This window comes from Clostridium sp. OM02-18AC, assembly GCF_003481825.1.
In the GTDB taxonomy this organism is placed as follows: Bacteria; Bacillota; Clostridia; order Lachnospirales; family Lachnospiraceae; genus Brotaphodocola.
Genome location: NZ_QULW01000008.1, coordinates 79,867 through 97,112, shown reverse-complemented (window position 1 = coordinate 97,112; position 17,246 = coordinate 79,867). Strand labels below are relative to the sequence as shown.

Annotated in this window: 18 protein-coding genes and 1 pseudogene; 1 reads left to right on the top strand and 18 read right to left on the bottom strand. The window is 48.2% G+C overall.

The window, feature by feature from the left end; all coding sequences use genetic code 11:
- The 6 genes from DXB18_RS07470 to DXB18_RS07445 all read right to left on the bottom strand — a co-directional run bounded on the left by DXB18_RS07470 (position 1) and on the right by DXB18_RS07445 (position 5,764).
- A complete protein-coding gene (locus DXB18_RS07470; protein WP_118706915.1) occupies positions 1–306 on the bottom strand; it encodes a DUF6637 family protein in 306 nt (101 codons plus the stop codon).
- A 3-nt stretch (positions 307–309) separates the two neighbouring features.
- Positions 310–1,299 carry an ornithine carbamoyltransferase gene (gene argF, locus DXB18_RS07465; RefSeq protein WP_118543763.1) on the bottom strand — a complete coding sequence of 330 codons (990 nt, stop codon included), beginning with the start codon at positions 1,297–1,299 and terminating at the stop codon, positions 310–312.
- A gap of 130 nt (positions 1,300–1,429) precedes the next feature.
- Positions 1,430–2,371, bottom strand: coding sequence for an SPFH domain-containing protein (locus DXB18_RS07460; protein WP_118543764.1), 942 nt, complete (start codon positions 2,369–2,371; stop codon positions 1,430–1,432).
- A gap of 42 nt (positions 2,372–2,413) precedes the next feature.
- Positions 2,414–2,854 (bottom strand): NfeD family protein, encoded by a 441-nt coding sequence (locus tag DXB18_RS07455; RefSeq protein ID WP_118706913.1) that lies wholly within the window; start codon positions 2,852–2,854, stop codon positions 2,414–2,416.
- Between the two features lie 19 nt (positions 2,855–2,873).
- Entirely contained in the window at positions 2,874–3,752 is an 879-nt protein-coding gene (locus DXB18_RS07450) for an RNA methyltransferase (protein WP_118706911.1), read from the bottom strand.
- Entirely contained in the window at positions 3,749–5,764 is a 2,016-nt protein-coding gene (locus tag DXB18_RS07445; protein WP_118706978.1) for an NAD(+) synthase, read from the bottom strand. Before DXB18_RS07445 ends, DXB18_RS07450 begins: the two co-directional genes overlap by 4 nt.
- 244 nt (positions 5,765–6,008) lie before the next feature.
- On the opposite strand from DXB18_RS07445, the gene DXB18_RS07440 reads away from it, so the two are divergent.
- Positions 6,009–6,440: an Rrf2 family transcriptional regulator gene (locus DXB18_RS07440; protein WP_118543846.1), complete on the top strand. Its 432-nt coding sequence runs from the start codon at positions 6,009–6,011 to the stop codon at positions 6,438–6,440.
- A gap of 103 nt (positions 6,441–6,543) precedes the next feature.
- Here the strand turns inward: DXB18_RS07440 and DXB18_RS07435 are convergent, their stop codons facing one another.
- The 12 genes and pseudogenes from DXB18_RS07435 to DXB18_RS07385 all read right to left on the bottom strand — a co-directional run bounded on the left by DXB18_RS07435 (position 6,544) and on the right by DXB18_RS07385 (position 17,179).
- On the bottom strand, positions 6,544–8,796 hold the full coding sequence (locus tag DXB18_RS07435) for a DUF6449 domain-containing protein (RefSeq protein WP_118706909.1): 2,253 nt from the start codon (positions 8,794–8,796) through the stop codon (positions 6,544–6,546).
- Positions 8,771–9,670 carry an ABC transporter ATP-binding protein gene (locus DXB18_RS07430; RefSeq protein ID WP_118706907.1) on the bottom strand — a complete coding sequence of 300 codons (900 nt, stop codon included), beginning with the start codon at positions 9,668–9,670 and terminating at the stop codon, positions 8,771–8,773. Before DXB18_RS07430 ends, DXB18_RS07435 begins: the two co-directional genes overlap by 26 nt.
- Positions 9,667–10,038 carry a GntR family transcriptional regulator gene (locus DXB18_RS07425; protein ID WP_118543843.1) on the bottom strand — a complete coding sequence of 124 codons (372 nt, stop codon included), beginning with the start codon at positions 10,036–10,038 and terminating at the stop codon, positions 9,667–9,669. Before DXB18_RS07425 ends, DXB18_RS07430 begins: the two co-directional genes overlap by 4 nt.
- A 135-nt stretch (positions 10,039–10,173) precedes the next feature.
- The gene (locus DXB18_RS07420) at positions 10,174–10,845 is read right to left on the bottom strand and encodes a hypothetical protein (protein ID WP_118706905.1); all 672 of its coding nucleotides are present in this window, start codon (positions 10,843–10,845) and stop codon (positions 10,174–10,176) included.
- 104 nt (positions 10,846–10,949) lie between these two features.
- Entirely contained in the window at positions 10,950–11,282 is a 333-nt protein-coding gene (locus tag DXB18_RS07415; protein WP_243035363.1) for a helix-turn-helix transcriptional regulator, read from the bottom strand.
- Entirely contained in the window at positions 11,269–11,664 is a 396-nt protein-coding gene (locus DXB18_RS07410) for a response regulator (RefSeq protein ID WP_243103266.1), read from the bottom strand. The genes DXB18_RS07415 and DXB18_RS07410 overlap by 14 nt, the downstream gene beginning before the upstream one ends.
- A 66-nt stretch (positions 11,665–11,730) precedes the next feature.
- Positions 11,731–11,946: pseudogene (locus tag DXB18_RS07405) on the bottom strand (transporter substrate-binding domain-containing protein); the annotation flags it as partial.
- A gap of 31 nt (positions 11,947–11,977) precedes the next feature.
- Positions 11,978–13,345: an MATE family efflux transporter gene (locus DXB18_RS07400; RefSeq protein ID WP_118706899.1), complete on the bottom strand. Its 1,368-nt coding sequence runs from the start codon at positions 13,343–13,345 to the stop codon at positions 11,978–11,980.
- Positions 13,346–13,369: 24 nt separating this feature from the next.
- Positions 13,370–14,395, bottom strand: a complete 1,026-nt coding sequence (locus DXB18_RS07395; protein ID WP_347560869.1) for an MATE family efflux transporter — start codon at positions 14,393–14,395, stop codon at positions 13,370–13,372.
- A 132-nt stretch (positions 14,396–14,527) separates the two neighbouring features.
- Positions 14,528–16,228, bottom strand: coding sequence for a S8 family peptidase (locus DXB18_RS07390; RefSeq protein WP_118543838.1), 1,701 nt, complete (start codon positions 16,226–16,228; stop codon positions 14,528–14,530).
- Between the two features lie 181 nt (positions 16,229–16,409).
- Positions 16,410–16,541, bottom strand: a complete 132-nt coding sequence (locus DXB18_RS16715) for a hypothetical protein (RefSeq protein WP_279220832.1) — start codon at positions 16,539–16,541, stop codon at positions 16,410–16,412.
- Positions 16,538–17,179, bottom strand: coding sequence for a nitroreductase family protein (locus DXB18_RS07385; protein ID WP_118706895.1), 642 nt, complete (start codon positions 17,177–17,179; stop codon positions 16,538–16,540). Before DXB18_RS07385 ends, DXB18_RS16715 begins: the two co-directional genes overlap by 4 nt.
- Positions 17,180–17,246 lie beyond the last annotated feature (67 nt).

The window sequence follows — 17,246 nt, the reverse complement described above, 5'->3', positions numbered from 1 at the left end:
TTACCTCCAGATACTGACGGCGCTTAACACGCCCAGCGTTATAAGAACTGCCGCCAGCAGGCACTGCAGCGCTCCTCCTGCCTGTTTTTTCCTATCATGCCCGCTAAAACGCAGCCGGAATCCGCCCATCACACCGTTCAGTACAGCAGCAAGCCAGAAAATCACGGGGAACAGAATACTGTTCCCCTCCGGATCCAAAAACGCTAATATGGCACAGATAACCACAAGAATACCGATCACGATATGCAGCAGATCCAAAACCAGCGCGCTGCTGCGCGGATTGCGTTTTTTCTCCTGTCCTGCCATCTTTTATACTCCAAGTGTTGCCATCATCACTGCTTTGATGGTGTGCATACGGTTTTCTGCCTCATCGAATACTCTGGACTGTGCAGACTCAAATACCTCATCCGTTACTTCCATATCGGTAATGCCGAAACGTTTGCCCATCTCAGCACCGATCTTGGTCTTTAAATCATGGAATGCCGGCAGGCAGTGTAAGAAGATCGCCTGTTCCCCTGCATTCTTCATGACATCAGCTGTTACCTTGTACGGAGTCAGTTCACGGATACGCTCCTCCCATACTTCATCCGGCTCACCCATGGATACCCATACATCCGTATAAATAACATCGGCGTTTTTGGTTCCCTCTTCCACATTCTCGGTCAGGGTAATGGTAGCACCGGATGCCTTTGCATATTCCTCGCACTGTGCAACCAGCTCTGCGTTCGGGAAATACTTCTTCGGTGCACATGCCACAAAGTGCAGACCAAGCTTTGCGCAGACGATCATCAGGGAGTTACCCATATTGTAACGGGCATCGCCCATGTAAACCAGCTTTACACCTTTTAATCTGCCGAGCTGCTCACGGATCGTCAGCATATCAGCAAGCATCTGGGTCGGATGATATTCGTTGGTCAGACCGTTCCATACCGGAACGCCTGCATACTTGGCAAGTTCCTCCACGATTTCCTGTCCAAAGCCACGGTACTCTATACCATCATAAATACGTCCAAGAACACGTGCCGTATCTGCAATGCTCTCTTTCTTACCGATCTGGGAACCTGACGGATCCAGATAGGTAGTACCCATTCCCATATCGTGCGCTGCTACCTCGAAGGAGCATCTGGTTCTGGTACTGGTCTTTTCAAAGATCAGTGCTACATTTTTTCCTCTGTAGTTATCTACCGGGATTTCCTCTTTTTTCTTACGTTTTACTTCCGCTGCAAGATCCAGCAGATACAGGATTTCCTCCGGTGTGTAATCTTTCAATGTTAAGAAATGTCTTCCCTTTAAATTCATAATCATCTCTCCTCTGTACATTTTTATGTTAATTTTAATAACATGCTTTTGGGAAACCGTCATTCCAGAATGGTTATCTTTTTCAATCTTTTGTTTTCTGAACTTTCCAGTTTTCTATATTTCCAGGTTTCTATTCTTGCGCCTGTGTCGATGATGTCTTTGCGATCTCTGCCACAGAAGTCACCAGACCAGCCATATTCTGGATTTCCGACGGAATGATGATCTTGGTTGCCTTGCCGTCTGCTGCCGCTGCAAATGCTTCCAGACTCTTAAGCTGGAGCACTGCCGCATCGGCTCCGGCCTCTTTTAAGAAGCGGATACCATCTGCCTTCGCCTGCTGTACCTTTAAAATTGCCTCAGCTTCACCTTCTGCCTCGCGGATGCGGCGCTCTTTCTCTGCCTCAGCATGAAGGATTGCAGCCTGCTTATCCGCCTCTGCATCCAGAATTGCGGATTCCTTTTTACCTTCCGCAACCAGAATGGTGGACTTTTTCTCACCCTCTGCACGCAGGATTGCCTCACGGCGCTCTCGCTCTGCCTTCATCTGTTTCTCCATGGCATCCTGAATGGCTGCCGGAGGGATGATGTTTTTGAGCTCCACACGGTTAACCTTAATGCCCCACGGATCGGTTGCCACATCCAGGGATGCGCGCATCTTGGTATTGATGGTCTCGCGGGAGGTTAAAGTCTGGTCCAGTTCCAGGTCACCGATGATATTTCTCAGTGTCGTTGCAGTCAGGTTTTCGATTGCCATGATCGGATTTACCACACCGTAAGCATACAGTTTCGGATCTGTGATCTGGAAAAATACCACGGTGTCGATCCGCATGGTAACATTATCTTTTGTGATAACCGGCTGCGGATCAAAATCCACAACCTGCTCCTTTAAGCTGACCTTTTTTGCGACACGGTCAACAAACGGGACCAGAAAATGCACACCTACAGACCAGGTGTCAAGATAGGCGCCAAGACGTTCCACGACCAGAGCCTGCGCCTGCGGGACAATGCGGATGCAGGATGCCAGAACCGCTAAAATTACGATCAGTAACGGAAAAATGAACAGAATACCCATTAAGATTCCTCCTTTACGATTTGCCGCAACTGTTTGCTTTTCTCACAGTCGCGCTTTTTCATTGCTTACAATCAGTTTCACACCCTGGATCTCACGGATCCAGACTCTGGTTCCTTCCGGATAAACCACATCCTCCTCTGCGGAACGTGCCGTCCATTCCTGCCCCTGGACAGAAACACTCCCGCACTCTTTTGCATTGTTGATCTCAGCCGTTACCCTGGCTTCTTTTCCGATCAGGCTGTCCACATTTGTTTTGACGGTAGAAGTATTGATATACTTCACAGCCAGCGGACGGGTCAGGAAAAGTAAAATGAATGAGATCACCACAAATACCAGAAGCTGGACCGGTACCGGTGCACCAAAGACAGCCGCAAAAAAGGCGATCACGGCACCTCCTGCAAACCAGATCGTTGTCAGGGCTGTGGTCATGATTTCAATGCCCACCAGAATCACAAATGCAATGAGCCAGTAAATCGCTGCCATAACAAACTCCCCCTTATTTTTATTGTTTTATTGTTGTTTCTCTTCCAGCTGTTCCGGCACTGCGGCGCTGCCGCGCTGCCTCAAACATGAGAACCGAAGCCGCGACTGCAGCATTTAAAGATTCCACACGTCCCTCCATCGGGATGCGGACATACGTGTCTGCCATGGCTGCAGTTTCGTCGGTCAGACCATTGCCCTCGTTCCCAATGAGAAATGCAGTATTCCCGGTATAATCTTCCAGGTCGTACGCCTGTTTTCCTTTTAAATGAGCCGCAAACAGCCGGATATTCCTTTTTTTCAGTTCCTGCAGCGTTTCATGAAGATTCTCCACATAAACAAATGGCATACGGAGCACAGAACCCATCGTGGAACGGATTACCTTTGGGTTATAAATATCGGTGGTGTTTGCGTCCATCACCACCCCGGTCACACCGGCACCCTCGCCTGCGCGAAGGATCGTTCCCAGATTTCCCGGATCCTGAATCGTTTCCAGCACCATGAGAAGCGCCGGTTTTGTCTGCATTTTTTCCGCTTCATCTGGTTTCTGCGCCGATACCCCGGAAACTTCTTTCGAGTTTTTTCCAACCACCTCGTCCAGCGTATAATGATACTGCTTCACCAGTGCCAGAATGCCCTGCGGCGTCTGTGTGTCGGAAAGGCTCTTAAACACATCATCCGTCACCAGTTCGACATGTTTTACCCCTTCCTTAAGTGCCTTGCATTCCTTTGTCCTGCTGAAGCTTTCCGATATATAAAGTGTGTGAACGCGGTCCTTCGGAATTTCAGTGCACATGCGGAGTCCCTCTGCCACGAACAGATCTTCCTCTCTTCTGGTTTTTGCTTTTTTCACCAGGGCATTCACAAATTTCACCTGTTTGTTGGTTGTACTGCTGATCACGCTTTTGTATTCTCCTTTAATTTGATGCTTTCTAAATCATCCATCCAGATCCGCCTTGCTGCGTCACTCGGCATGCGCAGATCGCCGCGCGGGGAAACTGCCACGGAACCTACCTTCGGACCATCCGGCAGACAGGAACGTTTAAACTGCTGTGCAAAAAATCTGCGGTAAAAAACGTTCAGCCATTTGTAAATGACTTCTTTCTCATATTCTCCCTCAAATGCCTGCAGAGCCATCCGGTAGATTCTGGAAGGCTTAAAGCCAAATCTCAGCACATAGTAAAGGAAGAAATCGTGAAGCTCATATGGTCCCACCAGATCCTCTGTTTTCTGGGAAATGACACCATTTTCCGGCGGAAGCAGTTCCGGACTTACCGGAGTATCCAAAACATCCAGGAGAACTGCTTTCAGTTCTTCTTCCCCGCACACATCTGCATAGTAACGCACCAGATGGCGCACCAGGGTTTTCGGCACGGAAACATTGACACCGTACATGGACATATGGTCTCCATTGTAGGTTGCCCAGCCAAGCGCCAGCTCTGACATGTCTCCGGTTCCGATGACCATGCCGCCCACCTGGTTTGCAATATCCATGAGAATCTGGGTACGCTCCCTGGCCTGACCGTTCTCATAAGTCACATCGTGAACCGTAATGTCATGACCAATATCTTCAAAATGTCTTGTTACCGATGCCTTGATATCAATTTCTTTTAACGATGCCCCCAGCTTTCTGGTCATCTGGCAGGCATTCTGGTACGTCCGGTCCGTGGTTCCAAAACACGGCATAGTGATCGCATGGATCTGGCTGCGCGGAATATCCAGCATATCAAATGCTCTCGCCGCTACCAAAAGCGCCAGCGTGGAGTCCAGTCCGCCGGAGATTCCAAGCACGACGTGACTGCAGCCGGTATGCTCCAGACGTTTTTTCAGTCCCATAGCCTGAATGGTAAAAATTTCCTCACAGCGCCGGCTGCGCTCCCGCATATCGTGCGGAACGAAAGGACGGTTATCAATATAGCGGAGCAGCTTTTCATCCGTCTGTATGTCAGAAACAGCTTTGCCGGTTTTCTGCTGGTCCTGCCCGTTTTTACATTCGCTGCTGCGCTCTGCTCTGTTTCCAGCGCCAAGAGAAAAACGGATTGTCTGGTAAGCACTGCGGTCCGGTGCCGGATACGTAGTCGTGCGGCGCCGCTCTGCGTTTAAGCGTTCCAGATCCAGGTCTGCACAGACTGTTTCCGGCGCAAAGCGTTTGGATTCTGCCAGACGGGTTCCGTTCTCCGCAATGATATTGTGACCGCCAAACACCAGATCCTGCGTAGATTCACCTTCCCCGGCATTCGCGTAAACATAACCGCAGATGAGTCTTGCAGACTGTCCGCAGATCAGTTCTCTCCGGTAAGAATCCTTTCCGACCACTTCGTCACTTGCGGAACAGTTTACAATAACCGTTGCACCTGCAAGTGCGTGGCGGATACTTGGCGGACACGGAACCCATACATCCTCGCAGATTTCTGCTGCCACGGTCAGTTTCGGGTACTCTTTGCAGGTAAATAAAAGATTGGTTCCCATAGGTACCTGGGTATCCAGCCAGTCTGTCATAACCGGAGTTTCCATACCCGGAGTAAAATGACGCAGTTCATAAAATTCAGAATAGTTTGGCAGATTTGTCTTTGTAACCAGTCCAAGAAGCTCGCCGCCGCAGATCGCTGCAGCTGCATTATAGAGCTTGCCTTCATGCTCCCACGGGAGTCCCACAAATACCAGCATATGCCGGTCCCTGGTAAACGATACGACCGTTTTCAGTTCGTCTTTCACCTGTTCCAGCAAAACCTCCTGTAAAAACAGGTCGTTACAGGTATATCCGGAAAGGCACAGCTCTGGAAATACCAGAAGCTCCACGCCTTTCTTTTCGGACTCTTCTATGATCTTGCAGATTTCCTGCCGGTTATGGACCGGATCTGCAACCTTAATCTTTGGTGTGGCTGCCGCTGCGCGGATAAAGCCGTCTCTCATGTTCATTTCCTCCTGACGGAATGTATATGCAAGAAACAGATCCATTTCAGTGCATACTATTGCAGACAGTATAGCATATCCTGCATCAAAAATAAAGCATGAGAAACTTTCAATTCCATTTACATTCCGCACATTTTCCTGTACAATGACATACGATGATTGCCGTTGCTGTTTGCGTAATGCGTGGGCAGCAACACTTGCCGGGCACATACACGTGAACGGCAGCATACAAGGAGGAATAACCATGAGAGTATCAACCAAAGGACGTTATGCACTGCGTATGATGATCGAATTCGGACTGAATCCGGATGAGTGCACCAAGATCAGTCAGGTGGCCGCACGCCAGGGCATTTCCGATAAATATCTGGAGCAGATTGTTTCCCTTCTTCATAAGGCTGGCTACGTGCGAAGCATTCGCGGGGCCCAGGGCGGCTACATGCTTACCAGAAAGCCGGAGGAATACACGGTCGGCATGATTCTCCGCGCTGCCGAGGGAAGTCTCGCACCGGTCTCCTGTCTGGACGAAGACATCAACCACTGCGAGCACGCCGGGCGCTGCACCACCCTGACTGTCTGGCAGAAATTAAAAGATGCCATCGACGACGTTGTCGACCACACCACACTGGCTGACCTGATCGAGGAACAGCGGAATATGCCGGAAGCCAACCTGATGTAAATTTTATCAGCTGCATAATTATGCAAAATTTAATTCCTATGCAAAGCAATCCAAAAGGAGTACCGCACTGCGCCAGCTGCGCTTTCTGCGATACTCCTTTTTCTTAAAATCCCATCCGTTCTTTTACAATAGCAGGAATCTCTCCTTTTTTGAAAAAGCTGTAATAGGTATTCTGGATATCATCTTCCTGTTCTGTTTTTTCCGATGTGTCTGCCACAGTCACTTCTACATCAAAATCCTCCTCCTCATACATCGGATCATAATACAGCAGCCGCTCATTCCGGGTTATATCTCCAAGCGCGCTGATCTCTAAAGGATCCGTAAACGTGATTGTCTGATACTGATCACTTCCCGGTGCATACCCACGCACCGTCACAGAAACGATTCGGTCAGAAATACTGTCATCCGCAACGGATACGCCTGCCTGCTTCAGCAAAGCCATCGTTTTTTTGAAAGAAGGATAAACCGGATAAAATGCTTCATTCCGCACATCATTACTGTACAAATACTTCGATGGGTACATTTCAATCTGACTGCGGTTTTCTTTCTGGTTCCACCACGCGATCGCCTGTTCTTCCTCTTCTGTCGTAAAACGGATCAGTCCTGTTGGCATCTCTTTTTTCATCTCGTCAAGTGTCAGGGCGGCAAACTCCTGCTGATACGTGTGGAGCAATTCCTCACGCTGGGAAGCAGTCAGATTTTTCAGATTCTGATCTCCCGTAGAACGGCTCTTCCGATAGCGGACGCTGACAAACTGTTCCGGTCTGGCAGCAAGAAGCGGATAAGCTGCATTCTGGTACTCCTCATCCTGTTCCAGCTTTTTCAGCAATTCATAACTTTTTGTCATATCAATCGTATAATTCCGGCTTACCACGCGTCCACTCTTTAATGTATAACAGATGGTTGCCATCGTGTACAGCGGCCGGGTGTACGTTTCGGCTGTTTCTGCCGGAACTGCCAGTTCTGCCGTACCCAGAGTTTCAACGCTCCGTGCACCTTCTTCATTCCACGCTTCCTTCAGTCTCCGGTTTTCTTCAATGCCTGCTGCCGCAAGATTCAGAACCGTATTCAGGTCCGTACATTGCATGTGTTTTGCAATGTAATTTCCGGACAGTTCATCTGCATATGTGTAGCCCATATTCGGTCCGTCATTTTCTTTCTCAACGGATCCGTAAGAAACCCAGCGGTTCAGCATGCTGACATCCACTGCCGCATACTGGACTTTTGTGGCGGACGGCAGATATGCATCATAACCGAACAGATCAAACCGGAACGAGAACACTACAGCGAGTGCTGCTGCCGCGCAGCATATAAGCTGCAGTTTATGCGCAAACAGCTTCCGGAAATCAAAATGATAAATACTTTCAACCACGCAATGGGCAATGATGCTTCCGCAAATAACGCCAAATGCCATCCACCCGTTCGAGTGCTGCATCGACCAAAGGAAACCACCCATGCCAAGTCCGCTTAGCACGGTAATGAGTACCCGGATAACCGGACAACTGATTGAAAAAGCCATAGCACGGCCCGCTGCTTCCGACCGGCGTTTCCGGTAAAGAAACAGCGCTGCTGCTGCAAGGATCACGGAAACCAGAAAAGCGGCTCCTGCTGCCGGCCAGACCGGTTTCCCATCCGTATAGCAGGATATGGAGTGGATATATTCCATGACAGGAGAAACGCGGGAGAAGGATTCGGTTATCCCGTTATGATTTTCGTAACTGTAAGACAGAAAAAACGTGTTGAAAAACGTTTCCACAATTACCACTGCCAGAGGTACATAAAACATCAGTACCATGCTCCCGAAAAATCCTACCACCAGATGCCCCGTCAGCATGGACGCGATCACCACAGTCGTATAACACAGGATATAATAAATCAGGTGAAGCAGATAAGCACTGACTGCCGTCCCGCACAAAAGCTCTGTGCTGATTCCGTTTGCCGCACAGACGATCACGGAAGCAATCATCGCAACCGCGTATGGGATTGCCGGCATCAGGATCCCGTCCAGATAATGCACAAGAAACAGTTTTTCGCGCCGTACCGGAATACTGTGGTAAAAATCCACACGGCTTTTCGAATTCAAATAGGAAAAGCTGCTGAGTCCGCAGATCAGGGATATAAGCACAACACCAAACACCGTCATGCCATTTTCAAAGGACAGCCACTGGATTGCTTCCGTTGTAAACCACCGAAGCCCTGCCTCCACGGTATCATATTCCCGCAATGCCCTTCCTGCCAGAAAAGCCAGAAATACCGGATAGAGGAAGAAGCAGCCAAGCGCAATGAGAGCCGGTGCCCACAGGCGGTTTTTCCAGTCCTCGCGCATAAGCTTAAAATATAAGTTTTTTGACGTCATAACCGACTACCTCCGTTTCGCTGATAAAAATTTCCTCCAAAGACAAAGGGATGGTCTCATAAAATACCGGCTCTGCCTTTTGCATAAGATATTCCACACGGCTTAATTCCCCACGCACCGTCAGGGTCAGAAGCTTTCCGCGGCGCTCCGTTTTTAAGATTTCAAGACCGTCTATATCTTCCGGCTTTGCGCCTTCTTTTAACACACACTGCACCTTATGCAGATTCATCTTCATTTCATCGAGGTCGCGGCTTAACAGGATACCACCCTTGTGGAGCAGTCCGACATGATCACAGATGTCTTCCAGTTCCCGCAGGTTGTGGGAAGCAATGATCGGTGTTAAGTTCCGCTCTTCCATATCGTTGGCAAAAATACTCTTGACTGCCTGGCGCATGACCGGATCAAGGCCGTCAAACGTTTCATCGCAGAACAGATATTCCGTTCCCGCACAAAGACCGCAAAGAATGGAAACCTGCTTTTTCATGCCCTTGGAAAACGTATTGATCTTGCGGTTTTTCTGCAGACCAAAACTGTTCATAAGGCTGTCAAAGCGGGATGTATCAAAGTTCGGGTAGACAATCCGGTAATAATTCATCATGTCCTGCGGCGTCGCATTTCCAAAGAAATACTGATCATCGGAAATATAGAAAAACTTCCGTTTCGCTGCCTCGTTCTCATAAACCTCCATGCCATCCACCGTAACGGTTCCTTCATCCGGCTTTAAGACTCCTGCCGCCATACGCAAAAACGTACTCTTTCCTGCTCCGTTAGTTCCGATCAGCCCAAAGACATTTCCCTCCCGGATTTTTGCGCTGATATGATCCACTGCAAGAATATCATCAAATTTCTTCGTGAGATTGGTTGCTTCTATCATAATGCTTCTCCTCCAAACTGCTCTTTTGCCATACGGACAAATGCTTCCTCATCCATCCCCAGGCTCTTTGCTTCCTCTGCAAGCACAGCCACCTTTTCTTTCAGTTCCCGCTGCTTTGCTTCCCTAAGTCTGCCAATGCTTCCCACAAAGCTTCCGCGCCCCTTCACGGAATAAAGAAAACCATTCCGTTCCAGTTCCGCGTAAGCGCGCTGTATGGTGTTGGGGTTAATGGACAGTTCCGTGGCCAGGGAACGCACAGAAGGCATCTGGCTGTCTTCTTCCAGAACACCGAGAATCATCAGTTCTTTTAAGCGGTCCGCCACCTGCTCATAGATGGGACGGCTGTCTTTATAGTCCAAATGAATCATTCTGCTTCACGCCTCTCCTTTATGATATAAGTGTATTAATCTTCTTAATACACTTATATCATAAGTCCTATCGAAATGCAACCACATCTTTCCTAAAATATTATGATATTCCACCCGTTGTACGAACAATCATCTCTAAAACCTGGTCTGAACCAGTTCCCGGTAGAGAGACTGGCTGCAGCTTAAATCGATCTTTCCCATTTCGTCCGAGAGCAGTCCTGGTTCATAGTTTCTTCCAAAATCCAGATCATGGACATAATAAGAGATTTCCCCTCCCTGGTCGCGCATCAGAAGTTCCAGAAGGTGTATGATATGGTCTTTCACCGGGACCGGGATTTTTTCTTCGTTTCGCAGTGTTTCCAGAATATTGACAAATTCCGTTTCTTCCACCGGCGGTTCCGAGGCATCCATTCTGCGGTAAATCACCTCTGCCGGTTCCTGCCCGCAGATAATCAGCATAGTGTCTGGATGGAGCATGCCTCCTGACCACAGTTTTGGTCCGCCCTCATTCACCAGATAGCAATATTCTTCTGCATTCAGCTTTTTTAGTATTTCCGTAAGATCTTCACTGCCAGACCAGATTTCCGTAAGTTCTGAAACGTTCTTCACCGTCTCTTTTTCCTGTTTCTGGACAAAACGCACCACAAAACAGTCAAATTCATATACGGAGCGGAAACCACCATGGCGGAAACAATTTACAATATGCATACCTCCCCCAGTCCTTACCGGGCGCATATCGCAATCGATTTTGCGCGTCACATAATAGGTTCCGTCTTCATCTGCATAAATCAGTCTTCCTTTTTTCATAAAAAAACCTCCTGTCATTACCAAATCGGTTATGACAAGAGGATAAAACATTTGTTCACTTTTGTCATTGGACGGATAGTCCAATACCTGTTCCGTTTATGCTATTATACCGCTTTCCGAAATTTTCCAAGATAAGACAACAGATATTGCTTTTCCAGAAAGATTTCCCCGCAAACAGGATTTTCTCCACCGTCTGCCAAAAGTTCTTCCATATGTACCCCAAAAAGGCGGCTGAGTGCATAAAGATGATCCACGGACGGCAGCGCCTTGCCACGGAGCCAGCGATAAACCGGCTGGGGACAGGAAAGGACAAGATAATCCTGAATTTCCCGGACGCTGAGTCCTGACATGTTCATCCGGTAACGGAGCAGGATTCCGCTCTGTTTTAAATCCAGACCCGGATAGGATCGCATTTTTTCCATATTACCTGTTTTCACCCTCCGTTTCTCCTTCATCTGTCGTAATTTCCTGTCCGAAGATCTGATCAAGCATACGCATGATTGCTTCCCGGTTGATCGGCTTTGAGATATGAACATTCATACCTGACTCAAAGTCCTTCTTTTTATCTTCCTCAAACGCATTGGCCGTTACAGCAACAATCGGGATATTGGCCTTTTGGTTATCTCTGAGTGTCCGGATTTCCCTTGCAGCCGTGTAGCCATCCATTTTTGGCATCTGAATATCCATGAGGATCAGATCATAACGGGATGCTTCCACTGTTTCCATTCGTTCTACTGCATCGGTTCCATCTTCCACCGCCTCCACATAACCCTTGCGGATGGATGCAAACAGATCTTCTGTTGTCGCAAAACAGTTCACCTGCTTAACCTCTGGAAGGCTGGAGTCGATCTTGTGCAGAAAAAGTTCTGCCGCCCTTGTCGTAGCCTAAACACCAATTTTCTTATCCGCGAGATCGGCAAACGTCTGAACAGCACTCTCTGTGCTGACTGCAATCACCTGGCGACTGTACAGATATGGTCCAGCCCACTGATAATCTGCTTCGCGGTCATTCATGGAATAGCAGCTCCAGATACAGTCAATCGTTCCATCTGCCAGATATTGATTCTTCTCACTCCACGGAATGATCTGAAACTCTGGTTCATAACCATATTCTAATTCTGTATTTTTTCCATTACTTCTCCTTTTCCATGCGTTTCAGCTCCGGGAGCACCGTGCAGAGCATTGTAGCAAAACACAGACTTCCGCCAATGACATTCGATACCGGTTCCGCCAAAAACACACCATCCGTTCCCATATGCAGCACATACGGCATAAAATAAGTGAGTGGAACAACAATGAAAACCTTTCGAAGCAGCGAAAAGAAAATCGCATGCTTCTTTTTATTCAGGGACTTAAATACCGTCTGCCCCAAGTACTGCAGATCCATAAAGATAAATGCTGCAAAATACTGTTTCAGCGCCGGGACCGCATCCTGCAAAAGGACCGGATCGGAACTGAATATCTGGATCAGAATATCCGGTACCAGAATGATGACACTCCACATAACTGCCGTATAGCAAAGCATCATGAACCCCATCACAATCCCTGCCTTTTTGACGCGTGCCGGCCGGCGGGCGCCATAATTATAGCTCAGAATCGGTGAGGAACCATCGTTGATCGCAGAGATTGGCGTTTCGACCAGCTGCCGTACACTGGAAACAATGGTCATGACCGAAATATAAATATCGCCTCCTGTGCCGGAAAGCACATGGTTGCAGCAGATCGTTACCAGGCTGTTCGTCAGCTGCATCACAAAACCGGCTGTGCCAAGGCTGACAATATCACGTGCATAACCGGCACATGGTTTTATCTCCCGTTTTTGAAGGAAACGTACCTTCAATTCTGACTTCCTGGTCAGGAAAAACAGGACAAAACCTGCAGATATGTACTGCGAGATAACCGTAGCGATCGCGGCACCGCTCACACCAAATCCAAGGATAAAAATAAACAGCGGGTCCAATACAAGATTGGCTGCTGCTCCGATCGCAACCGAAAGCATTCCAATCAGGGAGTATCCCTGCGCATTGATAAACGGATTCATGCCCACTGCGATCATAGAAGGCAGCGTGCCGAGCAGATAGATCATCATATACGGATGCGCATAAACCATAGCGCTTTCGGAAGCGCCAAACAGCGCCAGAATCGGGCGCATAAACAAAAATCCGGCAAACATGAGCACAATGCCAGTTAAGCAAAGCATGGTAAACGAGGTATTCATGATCGCGTTTGCTTCACATTCTTCTTTTTTGCCCCTGCGGATAGAAAATAAAGGTGCGCCGCCGCTTCCATATAAATTGGAAAATGCTGTAATGATCACAATCAGCGGGAAGCACAGACCAACCGCGCCGAGTGCCGCTGTTCCCACTTTTGGGATGCGGGCAATGTAGATCCGGTCTACAATGTTGTAAAGCAAGTTAAGCAGCTGTGCTACCAGCATGGGGACCGCCGCCCCAAGAATATTTCCTGTCACCGTGCCATGTTCAAAATCAATTCGTTTCATTTTTTAGTAAATCCATCCATTTTCTCAAATTTTTCTGTTTTTCTCCGATACTTTTGCTGCCCATACTTTTTTTCTCACAAAGTAAAAACATAACACCTGCATCACAATGGTGATAAACCAGGAAGCCGGATAAGAAATAAACAATACATATAAGGACCTGTGCTGCGGGAAAACACCAAAAATCCAGATCAGTCTTGTTCCAACGGTTCCAAGCACAGACAAAATCATCGGTACACCAGAATGTCCCATGCCGCGCAGGGAACCTGGGAACAGATCCATAATCCCGCACAGGAAATAGGGAATTGTGGTAATGGACAGGATCTCCATCCCGTACCGGATCACTTCTTCTTCCTCCGTGTACACGCCAAGAACCTGCGGACCAAATGCATAGGCAAAGGTCCCCATCACGCCTGCGGTAATCACGGTAAAGATCAGGCAGTCTCCCAGTACCCGGTCCATTCGCTTAAATTTCCCTGCGCTGTAGTTCTGACTGGTAAAACTCATGCAGGCCTGTGTCACAGAATTCACCGAAACATACATAAAACTTAAAATATTGTTAGCCGCCGTATAGCCAGCCATTGCGGTAGCGCCGAAGGAATTGACCGATGACTGCAGCAGTGCATTGGAAAGATTGATCACGGTGCTCTGGATTCCGGCCGGAATTCCAACCTGAAAAATCTGCTTCAGGTAATCGCCCCGGATCTTCAGCTTTGCCAGATGCAGCCGGTAACTGCTCTCCGATCTCATGAGACAGGACAAAACCAGTACACTGGAAATCAGCTGGGAAATAACCGTTGCAATCGCTACCCCCGCCACATCCAGATGAACGCAGACTACCAGAACTACATTTAATGCCGCATTGGTCACGCCGGAAATGATCAGGAACAGAAGCGGCCGCTTCGTATCTCCCACCGCACGCAGAATCGCGGCTCCATAGTTATATAACATAAAAAATGGCATGCCAAGAAAATAAATCCGCATATAAAGAACAGATAACCCAATCACGTCCTCCGGAGTTCCAAGGATCTCCAGTGCAGGCGGCAGCTCCAACTTCCGAAATCCGTGCAATATTGATACATTTTACCACATTATACAACAGATTTCGTATTTGGGCTACCTGGATAGGAACTGCTGCAAAAATTTTGTTGCCGGGTTTTCTGCTGCACACAGAAACATAAATCCTTACATTTTGGGCAAACTCTGCTCCACACAGAGTCTCCCATACCCCACCATCGGATTCGGATACTCCGTAATTCCTGGTAATTTTCCTGCCCCTCTTCTCAAATATGCTTTTACTTTCTCCCCATACAAAAACAGGTCATTTCCATTCACAATCCCCCACTGCATCAAAAGCGCTGCCGAACCAGCGACAACGGGTGTCGCAAACGAGGTTCCTGTGACGGACTGGTACCCTCCATTTACCGCCGGAGCCATGATCCCGACTCCCGGAGCTGCAAGATCCGGCTTGACCTGATTCGTCAGACGTGTAAACCCGCGCCCGGAAAAATCTGCATAGGAATTGTAATAGCTGTTATACGCGCCCACCGTGATGACCTTCGATGCGGTAGACGGAATCGTCAATGTCGTATCGGGTGTCGGCCTAAGGAAACGGGTGGCTGTATTTAACCCCCCGGCAGAGGGAAGCCAGAAATCGTATCGCCTGCTTACGAGACTCACCGGTCTTAAAAAGAACGTCCAGATTCCTTCTTCTACATAGGTTCCCTCATCCGGAATAAAATCGAAATAGATTTCCTGTTCTGTGCTGAAAGGTCCTGGTTTTCCATAATACAACAAGATCTGTGTTCGGCGGTAACGAAAACGTGCCGGACCCAGATTTTCTGAAAACGGACCAAACTGCTCTCCTGACGGTGCCTGCAGGCTGATCTCAAACTGGTCGCTGTAGGACTTCCAGAGCTGGATGCTGAAGCTGCTCTCATAAGAAGAAACCGTAAATTCTACCGTTTCCGTGGTCCGCAGCTGCAAAATGCCGGAAGTATGACCACTCGCAGCGCCTTCGTTTCCGCTTCCCACCACAATCGTCGTCCGACCGTAATTGCCAATGTCATCTAAAAAAGTTTCCAGAAGACTGGTTCCATCGTGAGAGCCATAGGTATTTCCAAAGCTGATATTGATCACCAATGACAAAAACCGGTCTGCGGCAAACGAAACCGCGTAGTTCACGGCCCGCATTAGCTCTGTCGTCCGCGGAAAGCCACCGGGTCTGGCCGTTCCAAGCTTCACGACCAGAAGATCGCTTTCATAGGCGATTCCGCGATATGCTCCATCGAGACCCGCCGCGATCCCCGCAACCGCTGTTCCATGGCCGCTCACATCCACAGAAGGAACGATCTGTCTGGCTGCAGCCCTGTTCCCGCTTTCCAGTGCCTTGTTGATTTCTTCCGATGTATAAATTCTGTTCTGGATCTGATCCCACAACTCCAGAATTCTTGTGGAACCGTCCTCCTTTCGGAAGGCTTCATGAAAATAATCGATCCCGGAATCCAGCACAGCAATCAAAACTCCGCGCCCGCTTAAGTTCGGTGGTGCTTCCTGCAAAATATTCACACAAGAGGCTGCCTTTGCCTGATTGATGGCAAAGAACAGCCTCTTCGGTTTTTCGATATATTCAATTTGTGGAAGCGCACTGATGAGTGGTATCTGGCTTTCTTTCACAGTAAGAATCGCATATTCATTGCGCATTTCTTCCACGATCGCGCCAAGACTTCTCACCTCATCCAGATTTCCCGAGTACTTCACGATCAGCTCCCAGGTGTTTTCTTCCGGATTAAAACCAGTTTCTAATTCCGAGGAACGGCTTCGTTCCTCCGCATTCGTATCCAAAGCAAGATTTAAGAGGTTTTCCAGTTTCTGATCAACAGACATCGCAAATGCTCCGTTTTTCTAACCATCCTATTCATGCCTTTTCGGAAACATGACACCGTTTCGCCGCACATCCTCCTGATTTTTTCTTTTGCGAAATCATGAAACCCGCAAATATGAGCAGTACGCCGAACACGGATACCGGTGTTGCCTTTTCATGCAGGATCAGCAAATGCTTCATCTGTCACGCCTCTTCACTCCGGTCCGGCATCTTCGATGTCAGATCGATCGTCTTTTGCAAAACCCCGATCAGAATCTTTCTGCTTTTTTCAAAATCAGCCGCCAGCTGCTCAATCTGTTCTTTTGCGCCCATCATTTTACCTTATGTCCGGTAACAACCTCGAAATGATACTTGGCGATTCCAAGATCAATTTTAGAATAAAAACCTCCGAGTGATTTCGCTGTTACCGTTCCATCTTTCAGTTCAAAGAAAAATTTCTGCTGGTTCATGGCTGTCGGCGCAAGGCAGACTGCTTCCATGCCTTTCTGAAACCAGTCGGTCTCCTGGTCTGCACGGCAAAGCGTTTTCACATCTTTGCTCTTATGTGGAACACCTTGATTTTCCCCATATCCAAGAGACAAAATGATGAGAAGTTTCTCACCCATTTTCTTCTCCACACGCGCTTTTCCATGGGTCATTGCTACCCAGCAGGTATTTAAGCCAAGCTCCTGACATTTCAAAACAAGCTTTTCTCCATAATAACCGGCCTTTTCTTGCTCGCTTCCCTTTCCAACAATCACAATGTAATTGTTCACATGCGAAAATTTTCCGTAATGCGCCATAAAAGAGTCAAAACACTTCGGCTCATCATAAAACACCTGGATGTTTAAGCCACTCTCCGCATTGATCTCCTGGATACAGGAATCGATCTGGACCCGTTTTGAGGGTTCGATTGCCTGTTCTTTGTACTGGCGGACGCTGTGTCTGCTTTTTATGATCTCTAACATTTCCATAGGATAGCCTCACTTTCGTTGATTGGTTTAAACCAATCATACCACAGATTTGGAGAAAAGTTTCCAT

Coding starts and splice junctions, on each gene's coding strand:
- DXB18_RS07390 (WP_118543838.1), bottom strand. CDS start 16,228: ATGTCTGTTGATCAGAAACTGGAAAACCTCTTAAATCTTGCTTTGGAT.
- DXB18_RS07435 (WP_118706909.1), bottom strand. CDS start 8,796: ATGACGTCAAAAAACTTATATTTTAAGCTTATGCGCGAGGACTGGAAA.
- DXB18_RS16715 (WP_279220832.1), bottom strand. CDS start 16,541: ATGATGGGCGCAAAAGAACAGATTGAGCAGCTGGCGGCTGATTTTGAA.
- argF (WP_118543763.1), bottom strand. CDS start 1,299: ATGAATTTAAAGGGAAGACATTTCTTAACATTGAAAGATTACACACCG.
- DXB18_RS07470 (WP_118706915.1), bottom strand. CDS start 306: ATGGCAGGACAGGAGAAAAAACGCAATCCGCGCAGCAGCGCGCTGGTT.
- DXB18_RS07430 (WP_118706907.1), bottom strand. CDS start 9,670: ATGATAGAAGCAACCAATCTCACGAAGAAATTTGATGATATTCTTGCA.
- DXB18_RS07385 (WP_118706895.1), bottom strand. CDS start 17,179: ATGGAAATGTTAGAGATCATAAAAAGCAGACACAGCGTCCGCCAGTAC.
- DXB18_RS07455 (WP_118706913.1), bottom strand. CDS start 2,854: ATGGCAGCGATTTACTGGCTCATTGCATTTGTGATTCTGGTGGGCATT.
- DXB18_RS07420 (WP_118706905.1), bottom strand. CDS start 10,845: ATGAAAAAAGGAAGACTGATTTATGCAGATGAAGACGGAACCTATTAT.
- DXB18_RS07400 (WP_118706899.1), bottom strand. CDS start 13,345: ATGAAACGAATTGATTTTGAACATGGCACGGTGACAGGAAATATTCTT.
- DXB18_RS07425 (WP_118543843.1), bottom strand. CDS start 10,038: ATGATTCATTTGGACTATAAAGACAGCCGTCCCATCTATGAGCAGGTG.
- DXB18_RS07440 (WP_118543846.1), top strand. CDS start 6,009: ATGAGAGTATCAACCAAAGGACGTTATGCACTGCGTATGATGATCGAA.
- DXB18_RS07460 (WP_118543764.1), bottom strand. CDS start 2,371: ATGGGTATTCTGTTCATTTTTCCGTTACTGATCGTAATTTTAGCGGTT.
- DXB18_RS07445 (WP_118706978.1), bottom strand. CDS start 5,764: ATGAGAGACGGCTTTATCCGCGCAGCGGCAGCCACACCAAAGATTAAG.